Annotated in this window: 23 protein-coding genes; 17 read left to right on the forward strand and 6 right to left on the reverse strand. The window is 66.3% G+C overall.

All coding sequences use genetic code 11. The features are described 5' to 3' along the window. Positions 1 to 2: 2 nt before the first annotated feature. From H8S47_RS00760 to uxuA, 7 genes are all read left to right on the forward strand, one after another. Positions 3 to 1,211: an MFS transporter gene (locus H8S47_RS00760; protein ID WP_187502016.1), complete on the forward strand. Its 1,209-nt coding sequence runs from the start codon at positions 3 to 5 to the stop codon at positions 1,209 to 1,211. Further along, complete coding sequence (locus H8S47_RS00765) at positions 1,208 to 2,188, forward strand: LLM class oxidoreductase (protein ID WP_187502017.1); 981 nt, start codon at positions 1,208 to 1,210, stop codon at positions 2,186 to 2,188. The genes H8S47_RS00760 and H8S47_RS00765 overlap by 4 nt, the downstream gene beginning before the upstream one ends. A 67-nt stretch (positions 2,189 to 2,255) precedes the next feature. After that, positions 2,256 to 3,170, forward strand: coding sequence for an EthD domain-containing protein (locus H8S47_RS00770; RefSeq protein ID WP_187502018.1), 915 nt, complete (start codon positions 2,256 to 2,258; stop codon positions 3,168 to 3,170). A gap of 461 nt (positions 3,171 to 3,631) precedes the next feature. Continuing rightward, entirely contained in the window at positions 3,632 to 6,844 is a 3,213-nt protein-coding gene (locus tag H8S47_RS00775; protein ID WP_235982518.1) for a TonB-dependent receptor, read from the forward strand. A 187-nt stretch (positions 6,845 to 7,031) separates the two neighbouring features. Then, complete coding sequence (locus H8S47_RS00780; protein ID WP_187502019.1) at positions 7,032 to 7,349, forward strand: hypothetical protein; 318 nt, start codon at positions 7,032 to 7,034, stop codon at positions 7,347 to 7,349. Then, complete coding sequence (locus H8S47_RS18990; protein ID WP_268932943.1) at positions 7,334 to 7,459, forward strand: hypothetical protein; 126 nt, start codon at positions 7,334 to 7,336, stop codon at positions 7,457 to 7,459. Before H8S47_RS00780 ends, H8S47_RS18990 begins: the two co-directional genes overlap by 16 nt. A 122-nt stretch (positions 7,460 to 7,581) precedes the next feature. Further along, complete coding sequence (gene uxuA, locus H8S47_RS00785; protein WP_235982519.1) at positions 7,582 to 8,748, forward strand: mannonate dehydratase; 1,167 nt, start codon at positions 7,582 to 7,584, stop codon at positions 8,746 to 8,748. 46 nt (positions 8,749 to 8,794) lie between these two features. Here uxuA and H8S47_RS00790 read toward each other — a convergent pair whose 3' ends face one another. Genes H8S47_RS00790 through madL form a run of 3 tightly spaced genes read right to left on the reverse strand, consistent with a single transcriptional unit; the run spans position 8,795 to position 10,710 of the window. Beyond that, on the reverse strand, positions 8,795 to 9,487 hold the full coding sequence (locus tag H8S47_RS00790) for a GntR family transcriptional regulator (protein WP_328805374.1): 693 nt from the start codon (positions 9,485 to 9,487) through the stop codon (positions 8,795 to 8,797). 6 nt (positions 9,488 to 9,493) lie between these two features. Beyond that, positions 9,494 to 10,258 carry a malonate transporter subunit MadM gene (gene madM, locus H8S47_RS00795; protein ID WP_187502021.1) on the reverse strand — a complete coding sequence of 255 codons (765 nt, stop codon included), beginning with the start codon at positions 10,256 to 10,258 and terminating at the stop codon, positions 9,494 to 9,496. Positions 10,259 to 10,269: 11 nt separating this feature from the next. Beyond that, positions 10,270 to 10,710 (reverse strand): malonate transporter subunit MadL, encoded by a 441-nt coding sequence (gene madL, locus H8S47_RS00800; protein ID WP_187502022.1) that lies wholly within the window; start codon positions 10,708 to 10,710, stop codon positions 10,270 to 10,272. A 164-nt stretch (positions 10,711 to 10,874) separates the two neighbouring features. Here madL and mdcA point away from each other — a divergent pair, with 164 nt between their 5' ends. The 7 genes from mdcA to H8S47_RS00835 are packed head-to-tail and all read left to right on the forward strand — an operon-like array spanning position 10,875 to position 16,935. Beyond that, the gene (gene mdcA, locus H8S47_RS00805) at positions 10,875 to 12,521 is read left to right on the forward strand and encodes a malonate decarboxylase subunit alpha (RefSeq protein ID WP_187502023.1); all 1,647 of its coding nucleotides are present in this window, start codon (positions 10,875 to 10,877) and stop codon (positions 12,519 to 12,521) included. 7 nt (positions 12,522 to 12,528) lie between these two features. Further along, positions 12,529 to 12,846 carry a malonate decarboxylase acyl carrier protein gene (gene mdcC / locus H8S47_RS00810; RefSeq protein WP_187502024.1) on the forward strand — a complete coding sequence of 106 codons (318 nt, stop codon included), beginning with the start codon at positions 12,529 to 12,531 and terminating at the stop codon, positions 12,844 to 12,846. Next, positions 12,843 to 13,865 (forward strand): biotin-independent malonate decarboxylase subunit beta, encoded by a 1,023-nt coding sequence (locus tag H8S47_RS00815; RefSeq protein WP_235982520.1) that lies wholly within the window; start codon positions 12,843 to 12,845, stop codon positions 13,863 to 13,865. The genes mdcC and H8S47_RS00815 overlap by 4 nt, the downstream gene beginning before the upstream one ends. Continuing rightward, a complete protein-coding gene (gene mdcE, locus H8S47_RS00820) occupies positions 13,852 to 14,568 on the forward strand; it encodes a biotin-independent malonate decarboxylase subunit gamma (RefSeq protein ID WP_187502025.1) in 717 nt (238 codons plus the stop codon). Before H8S47_RS00815 ends, mdcE begins: the two co-directional genes overlap by 14 nt. Then, the gene (gene mdcG, locus H8S47_RS00825) at positions 14,568 to 15,197 is read left to right on the forward strand and encodes a malonate decarboxylase holo-[acyl-carrier-protein] synthase (protein WP_187502026.1); all 630 of its coding nucleotides are present in this window, start codon (positions 14,568 to 14,570) and stop codon (positions 15,195 to 15,197) included. Before mdcE ends, mdcG begins: the two co-directional genes overlap by 1 nt. Beyond that, on the forward strand, positions 15,194 to 16,027 hold the full coding sequence (gene mdcB / locus H8S47_RS00830) for a triphosphoribosyl-dephospho-CoA synthase MdcB (RefSeq protein ID WP_187502027.1): 834 nt from the start codon (positions 15,194 to 15,196) through the stop codon (positions 16,025 to 16,027). Before mdcG ends, mdcB begins: the two co-directional genes overlap by 4 nt. Next, positions 16,024 to 16,935, forward strand: a complete 912-nt coding sequence (locus tag H8S47_RS00835) for an acyltransferase domain-containing protein (RefSeq protein ID WP_187502028.1) — start codon at positions 16,024 to 16,026, stop codon at positions 16,933 to 16,935. The genes mdcB and H8S47_RS00835 overlap by 4 nt, the downstream gene beginning before the upstream one ends. 97 nt (positions 16,936 to 17,032) lie before the next feature. On the opposite strand, the gene H8S47_RS00840 is transcribed toward H8S47_RS00835, so the two are convergent. The 3 genes from H8S47_RS00840 to H8S47_RS00850 all read right to left on the reverse strand — a co-directional run bounded on the left by H8S47_RS00840 (position 17,033) and on the right by H8S47_RS00850 (position 22,023). After that, the gene (locus H8S47_RS00840; protein ID WP_187502029.1) at positions 17,033 to 17,686 is read right to left on the reverse strand and encodes an outer membrane protein; all 654 of its coding nucleotides are present in this window, start codon (positions 17,684 to 17,686) and stop codon (positions 17,033 to 17,035) included. Between the two features lie 114 nt (positions 17,687 to 17,800). After that, a complete protein-coding gene (locus tag H8S47_RS00845; protein ID WP_187502030.1) occupies positions 17,801 to 19,444 on the reverse strand; it encodes a glycoside hydrolase family 43 protein in 1,644 nt (547 codons plus the stop codon). Positions 19,445 to 19,452: 8 nt separating this feature from the next. After that, a complete protein-coding gene (locus H8S47_RS00850; protein ID WP_187502031.1) occupies positions 19,453 to 22,023 on the reverse strand; it encodes a glycoside hydrolase family 9 protein in 2,571 nt (856 codons plus the stop codon). Positions 22,024 to 22,271: 248 nt separating this feature from the next. Between H8S47_RS00850 and H8S47_RS00855 the strand changes: the two genes are divergently transcribed. From H8S47_RS00855 to H8S47_RS00865, 3 genes are all read left to right on the forward strand, one after another. Next, complete coding sequence (locus tag H8S47_RS00855) at positions 22,272 to 23,927, forward strand: carboxylesterase/lipase family protein (RefSeq protein WP_187502032.1); 1,656 nt, start codon at positions 22,272 to 22,274, stop codon at positions 23,925 to 23,927. 61 nt (positions 23,928 to 23,988) lie between these two features. Then, positions 23,989 to 24,873 (forward strand): alpha/beta hydrolase, encoded by an 885-nt coding sequence (locus H8S47_RS00860; protein WP_235982521.1) that lies wholly within the window; start codon positions 23,989 to 23,991, stop codon positions 24,871 to 24,873. 34 nt (positions 24,874 to 24,907) lie between these two features. Beyond that, positions 24,908 to 25,624 (forward strand): acetylxylan esterase, encoded by a 717-nt coding sequence (locus tag H8S47_RS00865; protein ID WP_187502034.1) that lies wholly within the window; start codon positions 24,908 to 24,910, stop codon positions 25,622 to 25,624. Positions 25,625 to 25,645: the final 21 nt, after the last annotated feature.

Below are 25,645 nucleotides of genomic sequence, written 5' to 3' on the forward strand. Positions count from 1 at the left end.
CGATGCCCGTTTCCGTCCAGCACCCACCCACCCGATCGAGCGAGGCTACCGCGCCGGGCAATGGCCTGGCCGTCCTGTTGCTGGCGGTCTCCGCGTTCGTGATCGTCACGACCGAATTCATCATCGTCGGTCTGTTGCCCAGCCTGTCGCGCGATCTCGGGATCTCGATCTCCGCCGCGGGACAGCTGGTGACGCTGTTCGCCTTCACGGTGATGCTGTTCGGTCCGGTACTGACCGCGATGCTCTCGCATTTCGAGCGCAAGCGGTTGTTCGTCGTCATCCTGCTGATCTTCGCTGCGTCCAACGCGCTGGCCGCCGCGGCGCCGGATATCTGGGTGCTGGGGCTCGGGCGCTTCCTGCCCGCGCTCGCGCTGCCGGTGTTCTGGGGCACCGCGAGCGAGACCGCAGGCGAGCTGGCCGGACCCGAAAAGGCCGGCAAGGCGGTTGCCAACGTCTATCTCGGGATTTCCGGAGCGATGGTATTCGGCATTCCGCTCGGCACGCTCGCGTCGAACGCGTTCGGCTGGCGCGGGACGTTCTGGGGGCTGTCCGGCCTGTCGCTGGTGATGGCGGTGCTGCTGCTCGCGGTCATGCCGACGCTCGCACGGCCGAAGCGCGTCCGCCTCGCGGACCAGGCGCGCATCCTCAAGGATCCGTTCTTCCTCGGCAACGTGGTGCTGTCGGTGGTCGTGTTCACCGCGATGTTCACCGCCTACACCTATCTCGCCGATACGCTCGAGCACATCGCGCTGATTCCGGTGGGGCAGGTCGGCTGGTGGCTGATGGGCTTCGGGATCGTCGGTCTCGCAGGCAATTGGCTGGGCGGGTATTTCGTCGCGCGCAATCCGCTGAACGTGACGCTGATCGCGCTGCTGGTGCTCGCACTCGGCATCGCCGCGACCACGCCGCTGGCGCTGCATCACGGCTGGCTGGTCGTCGCGCTGGCGGTCTGGGGTCTCGCCAACACCGCGCTGTATCCGATCTGCCAGGTGCGTGTGATGCAGTCGGCGACGCATGCGCAGGCGCTTGCGGGCACGCTCAACGTCTCGATGGCGAATGCGGGGATCGGCCTCGGTGCGGTGATCGGCGGCGCGGTGATCCAGCATTGGGGGCTCGCCACGATCGGCTATGTCGCCGCCTTCATCGCGCTGGTCGGCGCGGCGATGATCCCGTTCGTCGCGCGCCTCAAGGCGAAGGGGACAGACGCATGACCGCGCCCATTGCGATCGCACCCGATCTGGCCGGACATCCTGCCTATGCGCGGGTGTTTAAGCCCGGGCAGCTGACGATCGGCTTCATTGCCCCGCTGGAGGGATATCCGACCGCACCCTGGCCGACGCTGGCGCGACATGAGGAGATAGTCGCGCTGGTCGATGTGGCCGGGTTCGCCGCGATCTGGCTGCGCGACGTGCCGTTCTACGATCCCGGCTTCGGCGACGTCGGCCAGATCATCGATCCGATGGTCTATGCGGGCTGGCTCGCCGGCAAGACGCGCACCGTCGCGATCGGCACCGCGGGCATCGTCCTGCCGCTGCGCGATCCGCTGGCAGTCGCCAAGCAGGCGACCAGCATCGACCAGCTGTCCGGCGGGCGGTTCCTGCTCGGCCTGTCGACCGGCGATCGTCCGTCCGAGTTCAAGGCGTTCGGCCGCGATATCGACACGCGCGCCGAGCGTTACCGGGATGCGCTGGCGATCATCAAGGCGTCGACCGAACAGGCGTTCGCGACGCATCGCTCGACGCAGCACGGCGAACTCGACGGCTCGCTCGACCTGATACCCAAGCCGGTCGGCCCGCGACTGCCGATCCTGGCGATCGGCCGGGCCGGGCAGACGCTCGACTGGATCGGGGAGAATACCGACGGCTGGATCTGGCATCTCAGCGATCCCGCGCGCTTGCCCGATGTGATTTCCCGGTGGGGGCGGGCGACCGCGACAGAGGCGTTCAAGTCGTACGGCTATGGCGCGATGTTCGATCTGCTCGCGGACCCGACCGCGCCGCTGCAGTTCGCGCGCGGCGGCATTCGCAGCGGCCGCAACGCGCTGATCGAGATGTGGAAACGTCAGCGCGACGAGGGCGTGAACCATGTCGCGCTCAATCCCAAGCCGTTGCAGCGGCCGTTCGCGGAGGTCGCCGACGAACTCGCGACGCATGTCCTGCCGCATTTCCCGGCGGTCGTGAGGCAATAGCTGGACCCGCCGCGCTGAACATCGGCGCCGTCTCGACCGTTACCGACACTTCCCCGAGGACCACCCCATGACCAAGATTTCCACCACCGACGATTATGCCGAGCGCGATGCCAGCATCGCGATCAATTCCTACACCACCGTCTTGCGCCGCCCCAGCGTCCCGCATGAGGTGTTCGCGACTTATTGGCGCGATGTCCACGGCCCGCTCTGCTCGCGCATTCCGGGTTTAGGCTGGTACGTCCAGAACCACTTCAACCGCGAGCAGGACGCGCATCTCTGGCCCGCGATCGACGGCATCGCACCATTCGACGACTATGTCCTAGATGGCGGCGTGGAGATCGGCTTCGCGACGCAGACCGACCAGAATGCGTTCAACGACGCGTGTCCGATCCTGTTCGCCGACGAACAGAACATGTTCGCGGCGACGATCGCCTACGCCCTGCCAAAGGGCTCGACCACGCTAGTCGACCGTGTCGCAGACCCGATCCCGAACGAGGATGACGGGCTGGACCGCATCCACGTCCACTTCGGCGCCGGTAAGACCGATCCGGCTAGGTTCGCGACGTTCATGCGCGGGTTCGCCGAGACGCTCGCCGGCGATCCGGCGGTACTCAAGGTCAGGCTCCACCAGCCCGACCGCTACGACAACGCCAATCCCGCACCGCCAGCGCCCAATGTCGGCCACGACGTGCCGCCCGAACGCGCGCAAATCGCGATCCTCGAACTCGCCTTCCAAACGCCGCTGACGCGCCGGCAGTTCTTCGCGTCGGAGCTGTTCCAGAACACGATCGAGGATCAGAAGGCGCATATCGGCCATGTCGCGGCGTTCGCCGTCAGCGGCGTCTACACCTATGTCCGCGACAAGACGCTCACGACCGCCGGCCTGCGCGGCAGCCGTCCGGCGCAGCTGATCGAACGCCTTGGTGCCGCCAATCAGATCGCTGCCGACGCGAAGACCCTGTTGTTCACAGGCGCGCTCTAGGAGGCGTTCGGCCGAGCGCCAAGCACTGAACCGAGGTGCGCGGCGCTCGACCCAGGTCCGTCTATCGCATGGCGCGCGATGATCGCCGCAACGACTGGCCATCGGTGCTGGCTTAGTCGCGCTGACCTACCGAACCTCAATCTCTTCAATTGGTCATCTAGATCAGCTTCAAGATATCGCTACCCCACGGCAATTTGTCTGCCTTACTAGGCTAGCCCGCCGAAAATTGGCCTAACCGAACTACCTTGACTCGTTGACCAACGATCGTAAGGTACCGCTATCAACGAGCTGCCTAGACAGACGTGATCGGGAGTAGGGTGACCAGGCACTATCCAAATTCAGCTCAGATACCGGATCATGCGCCGCATTCTCCGGGCGCCGTCACGTCCCGAGCATTTCGATAACCATAAAATACTGCGTCTCGCCGCAACGACGGCGAGGTTCCAGAGAGGATCCTGACCATGACACCCTATAAAACGGTACCTCGTTTGACGCGCGCCGGCCTGTTGTGTGCGACGACGATGGCCGCGCTGTGTGCGACCATCGCGACGGCGCAGACCATACCGCCGACGCAGGATCCGTCGCCGCCCGTGGCGCAAGATGCCGCGCCTGCCACAGCGGAACCTGCCGCCCCCACGGCGCCTTCCACAACCGCGGCGCCCCCCGCCGCGAGCTTGCCAAGCTCCGATCAGGTTCCGGGTACGGTCGACGCGACGGACAGTGCCGACATCGTCGTCACCGGCTATCGCTCCAGTCTCGCCAAGTCGACCAATGCAAAGCGGGCCGCGACGGGGTTCACCGACTCGATTTTCGCAGAGGATATCGGCAAGTTCCCGGACACGAACATTGCGGAGTCCTTCAATCGTATTCCCGGCATCACGATCACGCGCGACGTGACCGGCGAAGGCACGAACGTCGCGATCCGCGGCCTTGGCTCGAACTTCACCAACGTGACGCTCAACGGTGCGACGATCGCGGTGGCGTCGTCGGGTGCGACCGATGCGCAGGGCACCGATCGCTCGGTCGATCTGAGCTTCTTCCCGACCGATCTCTTCACCAAGCTCACCGTCAACAAAAGCTATACCGCGGACCTTCTCGAAGGTGGCGCGGCCGGTAACATCGATCTGCGGTCGGCGCGGCCGTTCGATCGTGCGACTTCGTTTCTCGCCTATAACGTGCAGGGTACCAAGCAGTCGCCCGAGGACCGGATCGGCGCGCGTGGCTCGCTGATCGGCAGTTGGCGCAACGATACGTTCGGCATTCTGGCGGGCGTCTCGGCGCAGCGTCTGTTCACCGACACGCGCGGCTTCGAGACGATCGGCTATACCAATCCGGCTCTGACCGCGGCGCAGTGCGGTGCGGCGACGGGCTGCAACTCGACCGCCGGCGGCAATTGGACGATCCCGGCGACGGTGCCCGTCGGCGCTGGCGCGGGCCTGGTCGCCGGCACGCCGATCACCAGCGCGTTCCTGCTCGCGAACAACCCCGGTGCGACGATCCAGCAGATCGACAACGCGCTGCTGCCGCGGCTGGGTCGCTCGACCAGCATCCGCGGTCCCCGCGATCGCATCAATGCGATCATGAGCGCGGAATGGCAGCCGACCGATACGCTGCATTTCTACATCGACGGCCTCTACGGCTACAAGAAGAACGAGCTGATCCGCGAGAATGTCGCGTGGATCGTCCGCAACAGCGCGATCATTCCGACGAACCTGACGTTCGACAAGGCGGATTGCACGGTCGGCTGCGTCGTCACCGGCGGTACCTTCGCCAACGCGCAGTTCTTCAACGAATTCCGCCCCTATACCGAGACGACGAAGCTCTTCAGCATCAATCCCGGCGGTGAATGGGAGATTTCGGACACGCTGAAGCTCAACCTCCAGGGCAATTATGCGCGCTCGACGTTCCACCGCGAAAGCCCGTCGGTCGGCCTGACGACGCCGCTGGGTGTTGGTAACACGGTCACCTATACTAATGACGGCGGTATCCCGACCATCCAGAGCGGGCTGGACCTCAATGATCCGGCCAATTTCGGCTGGAACGCGGGCAGTCGCGTCAATATCCAGGACGAGCGGCGGCTTAACACGAGCAAGGGCGGGCGCGGCGATCTGACCTGGGGTAGCAAGGCACTTAATCTAAAGGTCGGCGGTGCGTTCGACGACGTGTTTCGTCGAATCCGCGGATACGATAACAGTCAGGCATGGCAGAACGCGGTTTGCGGCAACAATCCCAACGTATTTGTTGGCTCGCCCAATTCGCAACCGCCCTGCGAAGGCCTTAACGCGCCCGGCGCAGCCCCGGCCGGCTATCCGACCTATCCTGGCTATGGCACCGGAGCGACCGCGGGCATGAGCGGGCCGGTGAGCTATGGGGGTTCGCTGATCCCGAATTCGGCGGCACCGACCTATCTGACGCCCGGTCCGGCAGGGTTCGTGACGGTCGACTGGCCGAAGTTCGCGGCCGCCAGCAACTATGATTTTTATCACGACAACGCCCCGGAAACCGGTGCTGCCAACACGGGTGCAAGCGGCGGTGCGATCCGCGAAGTCGTCAAATCGGCATTCGCTACGGTGAACGGCGAGCAGGAACTGGGCGGCAACATGCTGCGGTTCAACGTCGGCGTGCGCTACGTGGACACGATCCAGACGATCACCGGGCGCGTGTCGCTGCCCGATCCGCGCAACACGACGTCGACCGGCGCCGCGCTGCCGGACGGCAGCCGCTATCCGAACCTCGTCAGCAACGTCTCGACGCGCAACGTCTATGCGAAGTGGCTGCCGGCGGCGACCTTTGCCTACGACGTCAGCGAGCACGCCGTGGTTCGCGTGGCCGGTTCGCGGACGATGACCCGCCCCGATCCGTCCGCGCAGCTGCCGGGCGTCAATTTCGGCGCCCCCTCGGCGGACCAGGCGACGATCGGCAATCCCGCACTGAAGCCCTATCTCTCGACCAACCTCGATCTGGGCTTCGAATATTATACCGGCCGCGAGGGCGTGGTCAGCTTCAACGCCTTCCGCAAGTCGATCGAAGGCTTCACCAACACGTTCATCAGCACGGTGCCATTCGCCGATCTGGCGCAATATGGCATCACGTACGATACGCTGAACCCCACACAGCAGATCGCGCTGAACTCGCGTGGTGGCCCCAGCGCCGCGCAGGTGCAGGTCACGTCGCAGGTTAACGTCCCCAACAAGCTGACGATCAACGGCCTCGAATTCCAGTGGGTCCAGCCGCTCGACTTCATCACCAAGCATATCGGCGTCACCGGCTTCGGCTTCAACGCCAACGCGACGGTCGTCGATCAGCGCAGCGATGGTCCGGCCCAGGCGTTCGGCGTGGCGCCGTTCACCTACAACATCACCGGCTATTACGAGAAGAACGGCGTGATGCTGCGGGTCTCGACGACCTCGCGTGAAGGATCGCAGAACAGCGGCGCGGCGCAGAACGGCATTCCGGCAGCGGCATTGTTCGGGACGGACTATACGACGTACGATTTCTCGTCGTCGTTCGACCTGGACAAGATCTTCGGTCTTGCGGGTGCGCCGCAGCTGACGATCAACGTCGCGAACTTTACCGATGCGACGCTGCGGTCGTACTTCCAGTTCGAGAACGCGACTTTCACGCAGTACAAGCCCGGCCGCCAGTTCCTGATCGGTCTGCGCGGCACGTTCTAGTAGGCACGCGGGCTAGTAGGCAGGCGGGGTGGTCCCGATACGGCCGCCCCGCTCCACGATCGTGGAGACGAAATGATGATCACGCGCCGTAACATGATGGGCGGCGCGGTCGCCACAGGGCTGATGGCCTCTCCGCTGGCCGCCGCGGTGCGTTTCGACCGGCGCAAGCGCGGGTTCGACATCACGCATGACCTCCGACCAGCCGGAATCGACGCTGGTGCAGCAGCGCAAGTCCAACGGCCGCGACGAGGCGTGGCGCGTGCCAGTCTTCGGCATCGGCAACGAGACCTGGGGCTGCGGCGGCGAGATGCGGCCCGATTACGCGGCCGACGTCAACGCACGCTATCCAATCTTCGCGCGCGCGCCGAGCGGCTATCCGATGGTCAAGGTGGCGAGCGGCGCCAGCGTCCAGGGCGGCGGCGACTTCGAGGCGTTCACCACCGCGATGATGGCGCATATGCGCGCGACGCGGCGGGAGCACGTGCGGCGATGCGGGCGCATCTGACGTCGGTGATGGATTATCTCCTTTTCAGGACCGAGGAGATGGCGATGGAGCAGGCCCGGCGTGCCCTTGCGACCACGCGGCAGCGATATGGCGGCGGTGCGCACGCCTGACGCGACGTCGTGCTGCCGATCTTTAGAAGTTGTCAGACCAATTTGACGGCTGCTATCGACATTTTACTGGTTTCGCGTCGAGACGCGGCATTGAACGGGACGAGGACACCGAACAGATGATGATGACCCAGACCATGCGATGGTTTGGCCCGAACGATCCGGTGCCCCTCTATGCGATCCGCCAGGCTGGTGCCACCGGGATCGTCACTGCGCTGCATGAGGTCGCCAATGGCGACGTATGGACTGCCGATATGATCGCCGCTCGCAAGGCCGTCATCGAAGACGCTGGCCTGGAGTGGAAGGTCGTCGAAAGCCTTCCCGTAGCCGAGGCGTTGAAGACGCGCTCGGGCGACTGGGCGCGGCTGATCGAGGCGTATGTCGCCAGCCTGCGAAATCTCGCAGCGCAGGGCATCGATGTGGTGACGTATAATTTCATGCCGCTGCTCGACTGGACGCGGACCGACCTGGCCTGGGCCTTGCCGGACGGCGCCCGCGCGCTTCGGTTCGAACTGCACGCACTGGCCGCCTACGACATCCACATCCTGCGCCGCCCCCATGCCGAACGCGATTATGCGCCGCAGGTCGTTGCGATCGCGGCCGAGCGGTTTGGGGCGATGGACGACGAGGCCCGTACGACGCTGGAGCGGACGATCATCGCAGGCCTGCCGGGCAGCGAGGAGAGCTTCAGTTCGCCGCAATTGCTCGAACAGATCGAAACATATGCCGACATCGATGCAGCGCAGTTGCGCGCCAATCATGTCGCCTTCCTCGAGGCGGTCTGTCCCGTTGCCGAGGCCGAGGGTATCCGGCTGGTGGTGCATCCCGACGATCCGCCGTTCCCGATCTTCGGCCTGCCGCGCGTGGTCAGCACCGAAGCCGATGTGCGCGCGCTGTTCGAAGCGGTACCGTCGGCAGCCAATGGCCTGTGCTTCTGCAGTGGCTCGTTCGGTGCTCGCGCCGACAATGACTTGCCCGGCATGGTTCGGCGGCTGGGCGACAGGATCGGCTTCGTGCATCTGCGATCGGTGCAGCGCGAGCCCGACGGCGCGTTTCACGAAGCGGCGCATTTGCAAGGCGATGCGAACATGCCGGCGATCTTGACCGAACTGGCCACCGTGCAGGCGCGGACCGGTCGTTCGCTGCCGATGCGCCCGGATCACGGTCACCAGATGGCCGACGATCTGACGAAGCGCACCAACCCGGGTTATTCGTTGATCGGGCGTCTGCGTGGGCTCGCCGAATTGCGCGGGTTGGAACTGGGTCTGGCGTATGGGCGGGGCTTGGACTGACCGAGCAACTGGCAAGCCAACGTCAACGCCGACGCCCAATGGCTGTTCAGTCCTTTTTTAAAATGGTCAGAGCCGCGTCCTGGTGCGCGATGTAGCTGTCGAGCGCGCTCGCCGCGTTGAGCATGTGCGCGCGCATACGGCGAGCGGCCTTGTCGCCGTCGCCTTCGGCGATCGCGCGCATCACCGCTTCGTGTTCGGCGCGCGAGCTGGCGAGGCGCTGGTCCTGGCGGAGTTGCATGCGGCGGAACGCGTTGAGACGGGTGCGGACCGCGATCGCCTGATCGGCGAGGAAGTCGTTGTGCGCGGCGCGGTAGATTGCCTCGTGGAATTCGCGGTTCAGCGCGTCATACGCGTCGACATCGCCCGCCTCGACCGCGGACTCGCTCGCCTCGTGGATGCGGAGCAGGCGGCTGCGCTCGAGCGGCGTGATGCGGTAGGTGGCGAGACGGACGCACACCGCCTCGATCTCGGCCATCGTCTCGAACATGTCCATCACCTCCTCGGCGGTGACGTGGCGGACGATGACGCCGCGGCGCGGGCGGACCTCGACCATGCCGCTGGTCGCTAACTGCCGCAGCGCCTCACGGACCGGCGTGCGCGAGGCCCCGTACCGATCGGCCAGTTGCTGTTCGTCGAGCATCGTGCCCGGCGCCAGCTCGCCCGACGAGATCGCATCGGTCAGCGCATTGCGGATCCGATCGGACAACAGCCCGGTGTCTTCGATGTCGATAACTGCCACTTAGCCTCAGCCCCCCACGATCGCGCGGACGATCAGGTACAGGATCGACGGCGCCACCAGGCATCCTAGCCCGGTATGGAAGGTCGCGGTCAAGGCGCCATAGGGCACGAGCCGGCGATCGGTCGCGGCGAGCCCGCCCGACACGCCGCTGACCGTGCCCATCAGCCCGCCGAACACCATCGCGCTGCGCGGATTGTTCAGCCCGATCAACCCGGCGACCAAGGGCGTGCCGACCATCACCATGACCGCCTTGAACACGCCGGTCGCGATCGACAGCGCGATGACGGGCGAACTCGCGCCGATCGCAGCACCCGTGACCGGGCCGACGATATAGGTGACCGCGCCCGCGCCGATCGTCGTCATCGAGATGGCATCGGTATAGCCGAACGATGCCGCCACCAGTGCGCCGACGATGAACGGCAGCACCGTGCCGAGCAGCAGCGCGACGACGCCGATGAGCCCGGCTTTCTTCGCCTGTTCGACATCGACCTCGCAGGCGGTGGCGACAATCGCGAAGTCGCGCAGCATCGCGCCACCCATCAGGCCGATTCCCGCGAGCATCGGCAGATCGGCCAGCCCCTTGTGCCCGCCGGTCGCGATCCCGCCCCAGAAGGCGAGCGCGAGACCGATCAGGATCGCGATCGCCGAACCGTGAACCCGCCCCATCGTCAGCTTGGCGGACAGCATGTTCGACAGCCACATGACGATGCCGACGACCGCGAACGCGGTGAGCAGCGCGTTGGCGGTCAGCACCTTGGTGATCATTTCCATGTCGATGCGCCTCAGTGCTGGGTTGCAGGGGAGGGGCGCGCGACGGCGGCAACTTCAGCCTCGCGGGCTTCGCGCGCCTCGATCTCGTCCATCGTCTCGGGCGTACCCGACAGGCGGCTGATGAGCGCAACCGCGCTAAAGCACACCAGCAGCGCCCCGACGCCGGCGATCAGCACCACCGGTCCGCCCTCGACCGCGGCGACGACGTCCTGTTGGGCCGCCATCGCGACGACGATCGGGATATACAGCGCACCCCAGAAGCCGATCCCGCGCGAGACGCCCTCGACGTAGCGGCCCCGGGACTTCAGCCACATCCGCGCGGCGATCAGCAGGATCATCGCGATGCCGACTCCGCCGACATTGGCCTTCACGCCGAGCAGGGCGCCGAGGCCTTCGCCGAGCAATTGCCCGATCAACGTGCAGATCGCGAGCAGCGCGACTCCGGCGATCATGCGCCGTGTCCCGCATTGGGGGCTGGGACGGGTAGGGACTGGCTCATGGCGGATCCTCTCACTGTATTCGATCTTTCTTCTTATACGCCTTTAAGTATGCACAGGGTTGCATTTGGAGCAATAGAGAATACAAAGAGTGCCGAGTTAGCGTCAGGAGGCGATGCGTGCGGCAGTGGAATACGCGGAAGGCTTTGCGCGAGGAGCGGATCGCGGCCGGGGCGAGCTTCGCCACCGGCAAGCTGGTCGATCCCGAGACGCTGGTCGATTTCCTCGAGGCGGTGCTGCGGCCCGGCGACCGGGTCTGTCTCGAGGGCGACAACCAGAAACAGGCGGACGTGCTGGCGAAGGCGCTGGCGGCGATTGACCCGGCGCGGATCCACGATCTGCACATGGTCCAGTCGGGCGTGGTGCTGCCCGAGCATCTCGACGTGTTCGACAGCGGCATCGCGAGGCGCCTCGACTTCTCCTATTCGGGCCCGCAATCGGCGCGGATCGCGAAGATGCTGTTCGGTGGCAAGATCGAGCTGGGCGCGATCCACACCTATCTCGAATTGTTCGCACGCTATTTCGTCGACCTCACCCCGCAGGTCGCACTGATCGCCGCGGTCAGCGCGGACCGCCACGGCAATCTCTATACCGGCCCCAACACCGAGGACACGCCGACGGTGGTCGAGGCGACCAGCTTCGGCAGCGGGCTGGTGATCGCGCAGGTCGGAGAGATCGTCGATACGCTGCCGCGCGTCGACATCCCCGGCGACCAGGTCCATTTCGTGCTCGACGCGGGCAAGCCCTTCTATGTCGAACCGCTGTTCACGCGCGATCCCGCGGCGATGACCGAGACGCAGATCCTGACCGCGATGCTGGCGATCAAGGGGCTGTACCAACCCTATGGCGTGCGCCGGCTGAACCACGGGATCGGCTTCAACACCGCGGCGATCGAGTTGCTGCTGCCGACCTATGGCGAAAAGCTCGGGCTGAAGGGCAAGATCTGCACGCACTGGGCACTCAATCCGCATCCGACGCTGATCCCGGCGATTGAGGCGGGCTGGGTCGAGCAGGTGCATTGCTTCGGCTCCGAGGTCGGCATGGAGGATTACCTCGCCGCGCGGCCCGACATCTTCTTCACCGGCCCCGACGGATCGCTCCGCTCGAACCGCGCCTTCAGCCAGACTGCTGGGCTTTATGCCTGCGACATGTTCATCGGCTCAACGCTCCAGATCGACCTCGCCGGGCATAGCTCGACGATCACTGCGAACCGGATCGCCGGCTTTGGCGGCGCGCCCAACATGGGATCGGACGCGCGTGGGCGGCGGCATCCGAGCTCGCCTTGGTTGCTGGCGGGGGCGGAGGCCGACCCGGATACGGCGGCGCCCTTGAGACGTGGGCGGAAACTGGTGGTGCAGATCGGCGAGACGTTCGGCGAGGGCAACGCGCCGCTGTTCGTCGAGAAGCTCGGCGCGCTCGAACTTGCCGAGAAGCTCGATCTCGATCTGGCACCGATCATGGTCTATGCCGACGACACCACGCATATAGTCACCGAGGAGGGCATCGCCAACCTGTTGCTGTGCCGTACCGCCGACGAGCGCGAGCAGGCGATCCGCGGCGTCGCGGGCTTCACCGAGATCGGCCGCGGCCGCAACAAGGCGATGGTCGAGCGATTGCGCGCACGAAAGATCATCCAGCGGCCCGAGGACCTGGGCATCGACCCACTCGACGCGAACCGGAATATGCTCGCCGCCCGATCGATCAAGGATCTCATGCTCGCCTCGGGCGGGCTGTACCGGCCACCGAGCCGCTTCCGGAACTGGTAGGACAATCATGGAAATTCTCCATTTCGATATCGCCGCGCCGACCCCGGCAGGCGGCACGCGCGCAATGGCGCTGGTCGGCGTGGTCGCGTCGGGCAATCTCGAGGTGCTGGTCGAGCGCGGCGACGCACCCGATCGATGCGCGATCGAGATCAGCACTGCCGCCCACGGCTTTCGCGACCTGTGGGACGCAGTGGTCGCCGATTTCGTCGGCAGGCGTGCGGTCGGCGGCCTGCGGATCGCGATCAACGACGGCGGCGCGCGACCCGACACCGTGTCGCTGCGGCTCGCCCAGGGCGTCCGCATGATCGAGGAGCCCGAGGCATGAGCAACGTGCACCAGAGCTGGTACGAGGCGGGCGCGCGCGAGCGGATTGCGGCGCTGGTCGACACCGGGAGTTTTGCCGAGTTCGTCGGGCCCGAACAGCGCGAAACGAGCCCGCATCTCGGCATCTTCGACTTGCCCGCGCAGTTCGACGACGGGATCGTGGTCGGCAGCGCGACGCTAGACGGCACACCCGTGCTCATTGCCGCACAGGAGGGCCGCTTCATGGGCGGCGCGTTCGGCGAGGTGCACGGCGCCAAGCTCACCGGGCTGTTGCGTGCGGCCAAGGCGCTCGGGCGCGACGTGGTGATCGCGTTCGACACCGGCGGCGTTCGCTTGCAGGAGGCCAACGCCGGCGAGATCGCGATCGCCGAGATCATGCGCGCGGTCGCCGAAGCGCGGATGGCGGGCGTCCGCGTCGTCGGGCTGATCGGCGGTCGCGCCGGCTGTTACGGCGGCGGCGGGTTGATCGCGGGATGCTGCTCGACGCTGATCGTGTCCGAACAGGGCCGCATCAGCGTGACCGGCCCCGAGGTGATCGAGACCAACATGGGCGTCGAGGAGTTCGATTCACGCGATCGCGCACTGGTCTGGCGGACAATGGGCGGCAAGCACCGCACGTTGATCGGCGGCGCGGACGTGTTCGTCGACGACGACGCGGCGGCGTTTCGCGACGCGGCGCGTGCGGCGTTGGTGCGGTCGGCTCGACCGATGTCAGATCGGAGCGCCTCGCCTGACCCGTTCGCCCCGAGCGAAGTCGAAGGGCTAGGCTCAATCGACGGTGCTTCGACTTCGCTCAGCACGTACGGGAGCGGGGAGCGATCCATTCTCGATCTAGAGACGCTAGCGGCTGAGCAGGCGCGCCTCAAGCGCCGGATCGCGCGGTTTGGGGATGCAGTTGACGCCACCGACATCTGGCGCACGCTCGGGATCGACGATCCTAAGGCGGTCCCCGATATGCCTGCCGCCGCCTTCGCCACCCTTGCCGCCCAGTATCGGGAGAGCGCCGATGACGCCCGCTGAGATCCTCGCCTCGCTGTTTCCGTCCGGCCATTCGGTATCGGCCGAGGGCGACCTGTTGTTCGGGCAAGGGACGTTGCCCGGCGGTGCGGTCGTCCACGTCGTCGGCGCAACCGCGCGCGCGCCGATCGGAATCGATCAGGCGATCCGGCTGTCCGGCGCGGTGCTGGAGATCGCGCGCAGCGACGATGCCGCGCCGATCCTGTTCCTCGTCGACAGCGCCAGCCAGCGGATGAGCCGCCGCGACGAACTGCTCGGGCTGAGCGAATATCTCGCGCATCTCGCCAAGTCGCTGCTGCTGGCGGAAGCGCGCGGCCACCGCACGATCGGACTGCTCTACGGCGGCAGCGCGGCGGGCGCGTTCATCGCCACCGCGCTCGCTTGTGGCACGCTGGTCGCATTGCCTGGTGCGCACCCCGAAGTGATGGATCTCGCCTCGATGTCACGCGTGACGAAACTGCCGATCGAGGTGCTGGAGGCGAAGGCAAAGACCACGCCGGTCTTTGCGCCGGGTCTCGGCAACCTCGTCAGCGTCGGCGGTATCGCGGCGGTCTGGGATGCGGACGACAGTCTTGCGGACCAGTTGCAGGCGTTGCTGGCATGTCCGCGCGACGGTGACGATCGCGCCGCGCTGGGCGAGAAGCGACGCGGACGACCAAAATCCGCGCGTATCGCCGGTGAAGTCGCGGCGGCGGCGCAGGCGTGATGCGGTTCGACCGGCACCGCCTGGTCTATCTCGATCCGGCGCGCTGGGGCGAGATATTGGCCGCCCATCCAGTGCTTCAGGTGATCCCAGTCGTCATCGACTGGGTCGCGAAGGGGTATCCGCTGATCGCGCGTCGCCCGATATGCTACGACACCGCGCGGTTGGTTCCGCTCGGCCTGCCGTTACCGCCATCGCTCGGCAAGCAACGTCTTGCCGTCGCCGTACCAGCGGATGGGATCCTGTCGAATGCGGCGGCGCCCTTGCTCGCGGACGCGGGGCGGACCGCTCCGGTGGCGTGGCAGGCAACGATCGCGGCTCTGGTCGCACTCGATCCCGAGACACGGTGCTTCGGCAGCCTGGCGTGGGCGCATCTGACCGGCCTTCCGTATCTGTCGAAGGCGTCCGATCTGGATCTCGTCTGGCAGGTCTCGACCGCCGACGCCGCTGCGCGGCTGGCTGCTGCACTGGTGCGGATCGACGCGGAGGCGTCGGTGCGGCTGGATGGCGAGATCGTGACGCCCACCGGGCTCGCGGTGCAGTGGCGCGAACTCGCTTCCGCCGCGCCCGAGATGCTGGTGAAGGCCGCGGACGGCAACCGCATGATCGCGCGAACCGAGTTGTTCGCATGACCGCGTTGGCTCGCGCGGCAACGGCGATCGACTCCGCCAGCATCGGCCGGATCGCGACGGACTGCCTCAAGCTGGAAATCGCCACCTATCCCAAGCCCGGCTTGGTCAGCCCGGTCGATACCGGCGCGCATGACGACATGGACGCGGCGATGATGAACCGCAGCGCCGAGACGCTCGAACCGTTCTTCGCAAGGCTGGCCGATGCAGGCGCGGCCGGCGCGGGCATGGACCGGCTCCGCGCGATCGGAATCGAGGCGGAGGTCGCGATGATGGCGGCGACCGGTGGCGTCAACACACACCGCGGCGCGATCTTCGGGATGGGATTGCTCTGTGCAGCCGCGGGGTTTCGCGCCGCGTATCGCGCTTCCGGCACGTTGGGGGAGATCGTCGCGCACCGCTGGGGCGCCGAGATTCGCCGCGGCCCGGTGGCGCTGCACAGCCACGGCAGCACCGCCGCGCGCCGTCATGCCGCCGGCGGCGCGCGCGCCGAGGCGGCGACCGGGTTTCCGTCCTTGTACGATATCGCGTTGCCCGCTCTCGCCGAAGCGCGACTGCTGACGGCTGAGGAAGAGGCTCGCCGCGTCCATGCGCTGATCGCGCTGATCGTCGGCGTGGAGGACACCAACCTGCTCTATCGGGGCGGCACGGAAGGGCTGGCGTTCGCGCAGTCCCGTGCCCGCACGTTCCTCGCCTCTGGCAGCGTCGCGATCCCCGACTGGCGTGCGCGGGCGGTGGCGATGCACGAGGCTTTCACGGCACAGCGGTTGAGCCCTGGCGGGTGCGCCGACCTGCTCGCGATGGCACTATTCGTCGAAGCGCGCGGGGCGTGACTCTCGCTCTGCTCTGCTCGGGACAGGGGCGGCAGGATCGGGCGATGCTCGATCTGTTCGCAGACGATCCGCGTGCGGCGTCGATTCTGGCGGAGGCCAGCACGCTGCTGGGTCAGGACATCCGGACCCTGCTAAGCCATGCCCCCGACTCCGCGCTGTTCGCAAACCGGACGAGCCAGATCCTCTGCGTGACCCGCGGCCTCATTGCGGCTGCCTGCGTGGCGCCGACGGCGCCGTTCGTCATCGCTGGGTATAGCGTCGGCGAGATGACCGCATGGGGAGTCGCCGGGATCTGGTCTTCCGAGCACACCCTGCGACTGACGGCGGTTCGCGCCGAGGCGATGGATGCGGCGAGCGGGGCGGACGACGGGCTGGGCTTCGTTCGCGGGCTGGCACGCGAGCATGTGCAAGGGCTGGTGACCCGGTTCGACTGTGCGATCGCGATCATCAACCCGGACCTTGTGTTCGTCATCGGCGGTGAGCGTCGGCAGGTCGAGCGATGTTGTGCAGCCGCACTGGGAGAAGGAGCGGCGGCGGCAAGACCGATCGCCGTGCATGTCGCCTCGCATACCCCGCGCCTCGCGGCGGCCGTCGCGGTGTTTCGCAAGCAGCTCGACGACAGCGAACCCGCTCGGCCGACCTGCGGACGAACCCTGATCGGCGCGGCTGACGCCTCGATCGTGCGTGGTGCAAGCGGCGTTGCAGGGCTGGCGGAGCAGGTCGCAACGACCATCGACTGGGCCGCGGTGCTCGAAGCGCTGGTCGAGCGCGGTGTCGACCGGGTGCTCGAACTCGGTCCGGGCACCGCGCTCGCCGACATGATGCGCGCGCGCTATCCGACGGTCGAAGCCCGCTGCGTCGACGACTTCCGTAGCCAGGCCGGCATCACGAACTGGCTCGCGCGCTGACCAAACCACAAGTTACCCGCTGGCGAACCGGCGTTACTGTACCGCCCGAAGCTGCCCCGCCCGGATTGTCCGGGCGGAGTGGGCTTCAGCGTTCGGATCAGAAGCGGACGCCCATCGCATAGGCCACCTGATGCCGGGTCGGCTTCAGGCTGGCGGTCGCACCGTCGAGTGCCGCCGATACGCGACCGTAGTTGGTGTAGATGTACTCCAGACGTCCATAGACGCCGCCGGTGATCGCCGCCTCGACGCCGCCGCCGACATGGAAACCGTCGAAGTTGCGATGTTCGTTCTGGTCGGCGAGGATCAGTTCATAGTCCTGATAGTCGACCGAGACGCGGCCGTTCGAATAGCCACCCTTGCCGTATAGCAGAAACGAATCACCGACGACGGTACCGATGCGGGCACCGGCGGTGATGTTGCGGCCGGCGCGGACGCACAGACGATCTTCACCGTAAAGTTCGCCGCAGGCCTTGGTCGTGGAGCCATCGATGCCGGCATAGGCGCCGATCACCAAATTGCCGTTCGTGCGGACGTCGTAGCCGATCTCGCCGCCATAGGTCACGCCGCTCTTGCCCGCGCTTCGGCTGATGCTGTCGACGCCATCGGACAGAGTCACGCGAACATCCGGATGATCCCAACCGGCGCGCAGTTCGATCCGGGGGCCGTCGAACGATGGTACGATGTCCTGGGCAAAGGCAGACGTAGAAATACAAGCCACCATAATGGCAGCTGCCGACGCAACGATCTTCATGAAATACTCCCGCAGCCGACGCCATCGCCGGCTTGCCTCCAAAGAGCGGAATTTCGTTAAGAAGCCTTTATAGTGCCACCAATCTCGATCTATTTCCCGGAGCCGGGAGGATCCTCAGCGATACCAGGCGTAGGGACCGACCACCGTACCGACGAACCCGCCCGCGGCCTTCGTACTCAGGAACCGGACGTCGACGTTCTCGGCCAACGTGCTTTTTCCGGCGGCAGTCTGGTAGTCGAAGGCCATGCGATCCTTGTCGGCGCGGATGGTCAGCGTGACGGGACCTGCCGTTGCGGGTGCCGATGCGATCATCCGCTCCGTCCCCTTGTCCCTGGCGTAGAGTGCCACCACCGGCTTGCCCGCGATCCGCGTCATGCCGAAGAAGAGGTAGTTCAGGTCGCTCTGCATCGCGACGAGGCCTGCGCGGTCACCGTCGGTGTCGGGCGAGAATCGCAGCGTCGTGGAGATGGTTGCGACGTGATGCTGCTGGCGCCGCCCCACGAACGCCGGAACACCCTTCAGGTCGCCGATCGGCGTGCCGTGACCGAGCACGAGGTCGCCGCGCTCGAGCCGGTAGAACGGCGTCTTCGGCGTTCGTACGCCGACCCACTGCATCCCCAGCGTGCTGCCGTCGAAGTCGTCGACATAACCGAAGTCGCCGCTGGTCGGCAGCGGGCCGGCCGCGCTCGCGGGCAGCCGCGGCTTCGTCCCGACAAACGGTATCGGCTGTCCCTTGGGCAGGATGATCGGCCATCCGTCTTTCCACGTGACCGGCAGGAGAAACGTCTCGCGGCCGATATTGTAATAGTCGCCTTCGTACGGGCGGACGCCCAGGAAGGTCGCATACCAGTCGCCATGCTGCGTCTGCAACAGCGTGGCGTGGCCCGCCGAGGTGATCGGATTGGGGCGGGCAGGGTCGAGATCGCGCTGAGTCAGGATCGGATTGTCGGCGTACGGCACGAAAGCCCCCCGCAGGGACTTGGAGCGCAGCACGACCTGCGAATGGTTGACGCTCGTGCCGCCCTCGGCCGCGGTCAGGTAATAATAGCCGTCCTTGCGAAAGATGTGCGGGCCCTCGATCCAGACCGGCTTCTTGGAAATGTCGACGCCGCCGTTGATCAGCTGCGTGCTGTCCCCGACCATCTTGCCTGCGCGCCAGTCATATTCCTGGATCCAGATCGCCCGGTGGCCGTCATAGCGCGGCGGCTCGGCGGGCGCGCGATTGTTGACTATATAGGCCTTGTCGCCTTCCCAATAGATCGAGGGGTCGATGCCTTCGAAGGGTAGCCAGATCGGGTTCGACCACGGTCCCGCCGGGTCCTTCGCCGTGATCACGAAATTGCCTTTGCACTCGACGCATGTGTTGACGATGTAGAACACGCCGTCGTGGTACGAGATGTCGGGCGCGAACACCGCCTGCGACGTCCGCATGCCGGTGAAGTCGAGCTGTTCGGACCGGTCGATCGCATTGCCGATCTGCGTCCAGTTCACCAGGTCCTTCGACCGGAAGATCGGCAGGCCCGGATAATGCGCGAACGACGACAGGACGAGGTAATAATCGTCGCCGACCCGCGTCACTGAAGGATCGGGATAATAGCCGGACAGGATCGGGTTGCGGTACTGGTTCGGCCCGACGGTCACCTTCTCCTGTGCGTGGCCGTCATAGCTGAAGCGGCTGAACCGCGGCGCATCGCTGGCCATGGCGGGCGATGCGAGGGCGGCACCCGAGAGCAACAGGGCAAGCGTTTGAAGTTTCATGATGGTCCTCATCGAACGGCGCCCGCGCGCACGGTTGCGGTCGACTTTGGGCCGGCGGAGCGATTGGCGAGATCCTGCGCGGCTAGCGCGAGTTCGATCCACATCGCGCCCTCGGGAATGACGTATTCGTTCTCGCCCCAGAAGAACGGCCAATCCTCGTGGTTCTCGGGCAGGTCCGGCTTGACGATCAGCACGCCCGGCACGACGCCGCCGGCGATGAACGAGAAGTCCGCGCGGTTGTTGCCGTACGCGACTTCCTTCGACACGGTGCCGACGCCCGATACGAACGATATGTCGGATGCGGGGTGATGCCCGACCAGGAATTCCAGACCGCGGAACACAGCGTCGGCGGGCATGATCTCCGGAAACGCGGTGTGCAGCGCATAAACGTTGAGCGCGGTTCCCAGCACGGTGCCGCTGCCCGCCCAGCCGCCGGTGGTGATAGGCACACCGAACGGGTTGGCCTTCGCCGCAGCAGCCGTTGTAGCTGCATAGGCGCGGACCGCCGGGACCATGCCTTCGCGGTAGGTTGGCGGCATGAACGGGATCGCGGCGACCGCATCCCGCAGCGTGAAGGCGAAGCGCTTCTCCATTGCGGGCCATAGCGACTGGACGGCGGCGGCATAGCGCGGGTCGCGGGTGGACCGCAGCAGTTCGACGGCGGCGGAGAATTGCTCGGCCTCCAGCGGCCCACCGGTCGTGTTGCCGTGCTGGTACAGATCGGGCGCGTGCGACTGTTCCTCGGCCCAGGTCCGCGTCGCGATATCGAGCGCCTTTTTCGACAGGGCAGGGTCGACATCGGCCAGCGCGCGCGAGGCCGCGGCAAGTCCCGCGATCGATCCATAGTTGAGCGCGGACGCCTTGGTCGTGAACGCCCAGCGATCGTCGGGCGTACCGCTGCGTCCCCCCTTTTCCTCGCCGAGCTTGAGGGTCGGATCGTAGATCAGCCCATCGGTTTTCGTCGATGCGTCGCCGAGATGGGTATATTGCGCGACGTCGGGCTCGACGATGCCGTGGATCGCATGGCCGACCGCATCGAACTGCGCGATCAGTTGCAGCGTGCCGTGGCGGATCTGCTGGACGAGATCGGGCGTGCCGTCGGGGACGTGCATCTCGGTCTTGCGCCGTGTCCAGTCGATCGCGGTGGTGTCGCGCGTCGGGCGCCAGCGTTCCCAGCTATCGGCCAGCGATCGGATCACCTGATATTGCGACTGGGTGCGGATGTCGTAGTCGCCCGCGTCGAACCATCCGCCGACCGCGAGGCCCGGTATGTGTTCGCCCGGCTTGAACTTCGTGTCGGTGGTCGGCCCCTGCGCGTAGAGATCGATATGCTCATGGTTCACGGGTGCCTGGCGCGCATCGTCGCGGTGTGCGTCGCCGTGCCAGACCCGGTAGCCTTCGTTGACGAACATATGGTCCATCGCGACCGGAAAATAGACGTCGAGCGTCGGATGCCACGCGCCCGCATAGGCATCGGCGGCGATCCGGAACGGCGCGGTGCGGGTCGCTCCATATTCGAGCACATAGGTGCCGGGCTGCCGGACCGCGCTGAAATCGAGCTGCAGATAGGTATAGCGCAGATACTCGCCCCAGCGCTTGGCCGGCGCGGTGCGGATCGGCGTCATGCTGCCGTCTGCTCCGACGCGGAGCAGGCGCGCGGGCAGCGTTCGACGATCGTTGCGGTCGAGTTCGATCGTCGCGACCTTCCGCGCATCCGGCGTGTAGCCGAGCTGCGAATGCGCGATCACCGGAGGACGCAGCCAACCGGGTACGCTGTTCGGCTGGATCGTCCATTCGAGGACCGTGCCGGTGCGTCCAGCGGGCAGGAGCGACCGGAGCACGAACCAGCCGTTCTGCGCCTGGTTGCGACCGTCGAACAGCTGCACCTCGGCGGTGGACCGTATCGTCACGCGCCGGGCAGGATCCTCCGGCGCGAGCACGAAGCGAGTGCCCTTGGCGATCGCGGTCGGCTCGGCGCCGGGCCCTTCGGCACGGCCGCTCGCCGCGTTGCGGTCCGGCGTCGCGACCATCGTGTCGGCGGGATAGATCGGGAAAGTGCCGGTGGCGTCGTCCGCCATATAGCTGTGATGGAAATAGGCGGTGGGCAGGAATTCCAAGTTGAACCCGGCCTTGCCGGCAAGCGCGGCTGGTACCGGCTGGTCGAGGATCACCGAGACGGCGACCGCCCCGCCGCGCTTTTCCGATCGCACCCGGTACTGCCATTTATAGTCGGGATATTCGAGCGTCACCGTGATCGCGCCGGTTGCTGCGTCGACCTTGCGGTCTATCAGGCGACCGATCGCATCCCATTGGCCGGGGGTGGCGGAGAGGCGGACATCGCCATTGGTCGCGATCCGTTCGCCCTGCTGGATGATCTCGACGCCGCTGATCTTCGAATCGGCGAACAGCCCGTCATACCAGTTGGAGAAGACGAGCACGTTGGCGGCGGGCGCTTCGTAATAGCCGGCCGCGTTCAGCGTCAGCTCCGGTGCTTTGCCCGCTTGCTTTGTCTGAGCGATCACGGGTGACACGGTGGCGAGCAGTGTCGCCAATACGCAGAATACGGGTCTTGCCGTCATAGTCAGATCCTCTCCCAAGTCTTCGCGCGCCGTCTAACCGCGTCGCATTTGCCAGAACTATAGCGCTAACAGCGGGGCGCGCTAGCCGCTGTCGACAGCGTTCGGGAATAACTTCACGGTCCGGCTAATCACTGGACTCGATAGCGGTATCACCATATCACTCCGACAAGGACGCGAGAGTGGTCCGGCAGCGACGATCGTCGGCGAGGCCGTACAAAGGACCCCGCAGCAGTCCCTGGGAGAAGAGGATGACCGGGCTGATCGTCGATCGTCGTGGTGCCATGCGTGCATCGATCGCTACCGGAGCGGGTCTGATGCTACCCGCAACCGGTGCGGCGGATGCTGCGCCACGGCCCGCCGGGTCTCGCACCGGAACCTGTTCCACCCCCCAGTCAGCGACTGCCCGGACGCAATATGGTCCCTTGCGCGGCTATGTTCAGGACGATGTCTTTACCTTCAAGGGCATCCCGTACGGCGCGGATACCGGCGGGGAAAATCGCTGGTTGCCCGCCAAGCCGCCGACGCGATGGACCGAGCCGCGCAATACGCTGTCCTACGGTGCGAACTGCCCGCAGACGCTCCACGACTTCAGCGCAGTCGAGCACACGTTCCTCCAGCAATGGACCGACGGTTTCGTCGGCGAGGATATGCTGAAGCTGAACGTCTGGACGCCGGCCTTGTCGGGCAAGCGACCGGTGATGGTGTATTTCCACGGCGGCGGTTTCGCGTTCGGATCGTCGTACGAACTTGCTGCGCACGATGGCGCGCAGATGGCGCGGCATCACGATGTGGTGCAGGTGTCGATCAACCACCGGCTCAACGTGCTCGGCTTCCTCGACCTGACCGAGGTCGGCGGGGCGGCTTACGAGGAGTCGGTCAACGTCAGTATGACCGATTGCGTCGCCGCCCTGCGATGGGTGCACGAGAATATCGCGCAGTTCGGCGGCGATCCCGACACCGTGATGATCTACGGACAGTCGGGCGGCGGATCCAAGGTCACGACATTGCTCGGCATGGCGAGCGGCAAGGGTCTGATCCACCGTGCGGCCGTACAATCGGGCGGCGGCGGCGCGCTGCCGACGGCCGAGCAATCGCGCGATTTCTCGCGGCGAGTCCTGCGTGCCCTGAACATCGGTCCGAGGGATATCGGCGCGCTTCAGAGGATCGCATGGAAGCCTTTGTTCGAGGCAGGCAACAATGTCGCGAACGACATCAACGGCCCGCGTGGGCCGATGGGGCCATCGCTCACGCCGCGGGTCGGCTGGAATCCGACGCTCGACGGCAGGGTGATCGACGTGCGTTCGTTCTCGGAGGTCGCGCCGGAGGTGTCGCGCGACGTGCCGATGATGATCGGCAACACCAGCGAGGAGGGGATGCGCTGGGGCTATGCGCCGTCCGAAGCGCAGTGGCGCACCGACCTGACCACGCAGATCGGCGCGGGCAAGGCGGCGAACCTGATCGCGGCGATGCAGCAGGCGCACCCTGAAAAAGCGGTGCGTACGCTGGCTTACGGTGTCCAGGGACTGCAGAACCGCAACCGCGTGCAGGACATGGTGCGGCTGAAGCACGCCCAGCGCGCCGCGCCGGTCTATCAATATCTGTTCCAGTGGCAGTCGCCGCAGCTTGGCGGCGTTGCGGGGGCGTGGCACACGGCCGATCTCGCCTTCTGCTGCGACAATACGCGGCTGTGCGACCAGGGCACCGGCAACACGCCCGACGCGCGACGGCTCGCGCGTACGATGGCGACGGCGTGGGCGAATTTCGCGCGAACCGGCAATCCGAGCCAGCCCGGTCTCGCTTGGACTCCGAGCGATCCGCAGCGCTGCCAGACGATGGTGTTCGATACCAACTCCCGCATGGTCGACGATCCGGAAGGCGCTTCGCGGCGCATCCTGCTCGGCTGATTGCGGCTCTCGAAGGGAAACGACGATGCGCTGGACGGGACGATTTGGAATTGCGGCGGCCATGCTCGCACTGACTGCGCCGGTCATGGCGCAGGACGCGCGGATGACGGCGATGGCGGCGCCGGCCGAGCCGACCGCGATCCCGCTCGGGACCGGCTCGGTCGAGAACCAGACCGCGCCCGAGGCGTGGTTCCGCCAATATGGCGTCGCGATGACCCGCAACGTGACGACCGCGACGCTGACGCCGTTCCTGCCCGATCCTGCCAAGGCGACCGGTGCCGCGGTGATCGTGGCGCCTGGTGGCGGTTTCCTGATGCTGTCGATCGAGAATGAGGGTTGGCGTGTGGCAAAGGCGCTCGCCGAACGGGGCATCGCGGCCTTCGTGCTGAAATACCGGCTGAAGCCGACGCCCCCCGACATGATCGGTTTCGAGAAAGCGGTGACCGCGATGTTCGCGGGCGCCGGTCGGCCGCAGGGCAGACTGAAGCCTGCGGATGCGATCGCGGGGCTCGGCGATCAGATCGCCGATGCGCGCGCTGCGGTCGCGCTGGTACGGGCGCGGGCCGACGGCTGGAAGATCGACCCGGCGCGCATCGGCATGATCGGCTTTTCGGCAGGCGCCATGACGACGATGGCGACCGCGCTCGCGGCGCCGGACACGCGGCTGGCGTTCGTGGCGCCGATCTATGGGTCGATGGAGGCGGTCCCGGTTCCAGCGGGTGCGCCGCCGTTGTTCGCCGTGCTCGCCGCGGACGATCCGCTGTTCGCGAACAAGGGCTTCGGGCTCGTCGAGGCCTGGCAGAAGGCGGGGCGGCCGGTCGAGTTCCATCTCTACCAGGGTGGTGGCCACGGTTTCGGGCTCGGCAAGACCGGTACGACCAGCACCGGATGGTTCGAGGATTTCATGCACTGGCTCGATGCCAACCAACTGCTGGTCCGTCGATGACCGCGCGCGTGACGATGGGGGGAGGGACACGGGTATGACGATTGCAGGGATAGGCCGAAGGGCATGGCGGAGCGCGCCGTTGCTTGCGCTGGGCATGTTGGCGGGGCTGGCATCGGGCGCCGTGGGGCAGGAGGCGGCCACCACCACAGCGCTAGCGCCGCATTTCGCGCGGGTGACGCCCGGCGCGACCACGCCGGACAGTGACGGGTTCCTGCGTCGCTGGCTGTTGCTGGAACCGATCGACAAGCCCAACCGGAGCAATTCGGGCTTCACCGCCACCTATGTCCGGCAGGCGCTGACCACGGACTATTTTCCCGGCCAGTTCGGGGCGGTGCCGCGCGACGGGCAGCTGGTGAAGGCCGCCGCGCCGTTACGCTGGTACGCGCTCGATTCGACCGCGTTCGACGTGAAGCTGTTCGACTTCGCCAAGGCGCTCGGCAAGCCGACGTACGGCGTGATCTTCTGGGCGGTGACGGTCGTCGACAGCCCGCGCGAGATGCGCGACGTGCGGCTGGCGGTGGGCTCAAACTCGGCATCGATGTGGTGGTTGAACGGGAAAGAGACCGTCGGCCTCTTCAACGATCGCCGCATGGTGATGGACGACGTGCTGTCGGACCGGGTGACGCTCCGCAAGGGCCGCAACGTGATCCGCGGTGCGGTGATCAACGGACCGGGCCTCAGCGATTTCTGCATCCGTTTTGTCGGCGCCAACGGCCGGCCGATCACCGATCTGAAGATCGACGTCCGATGACGTCGGTCTCGACCTGCTCAG

Origin of the sequence: Sphingomonas albertensis, from assembly GCF_014358075.1 — a bacterium.
GTDB classification, from domain to species: Bacteria; Pseudomonadota; Alphaproteobacteria; order Sphingomonadales; family Sphingomonadaceae; genus Sphingomonas; species Sphingomonas albertensis.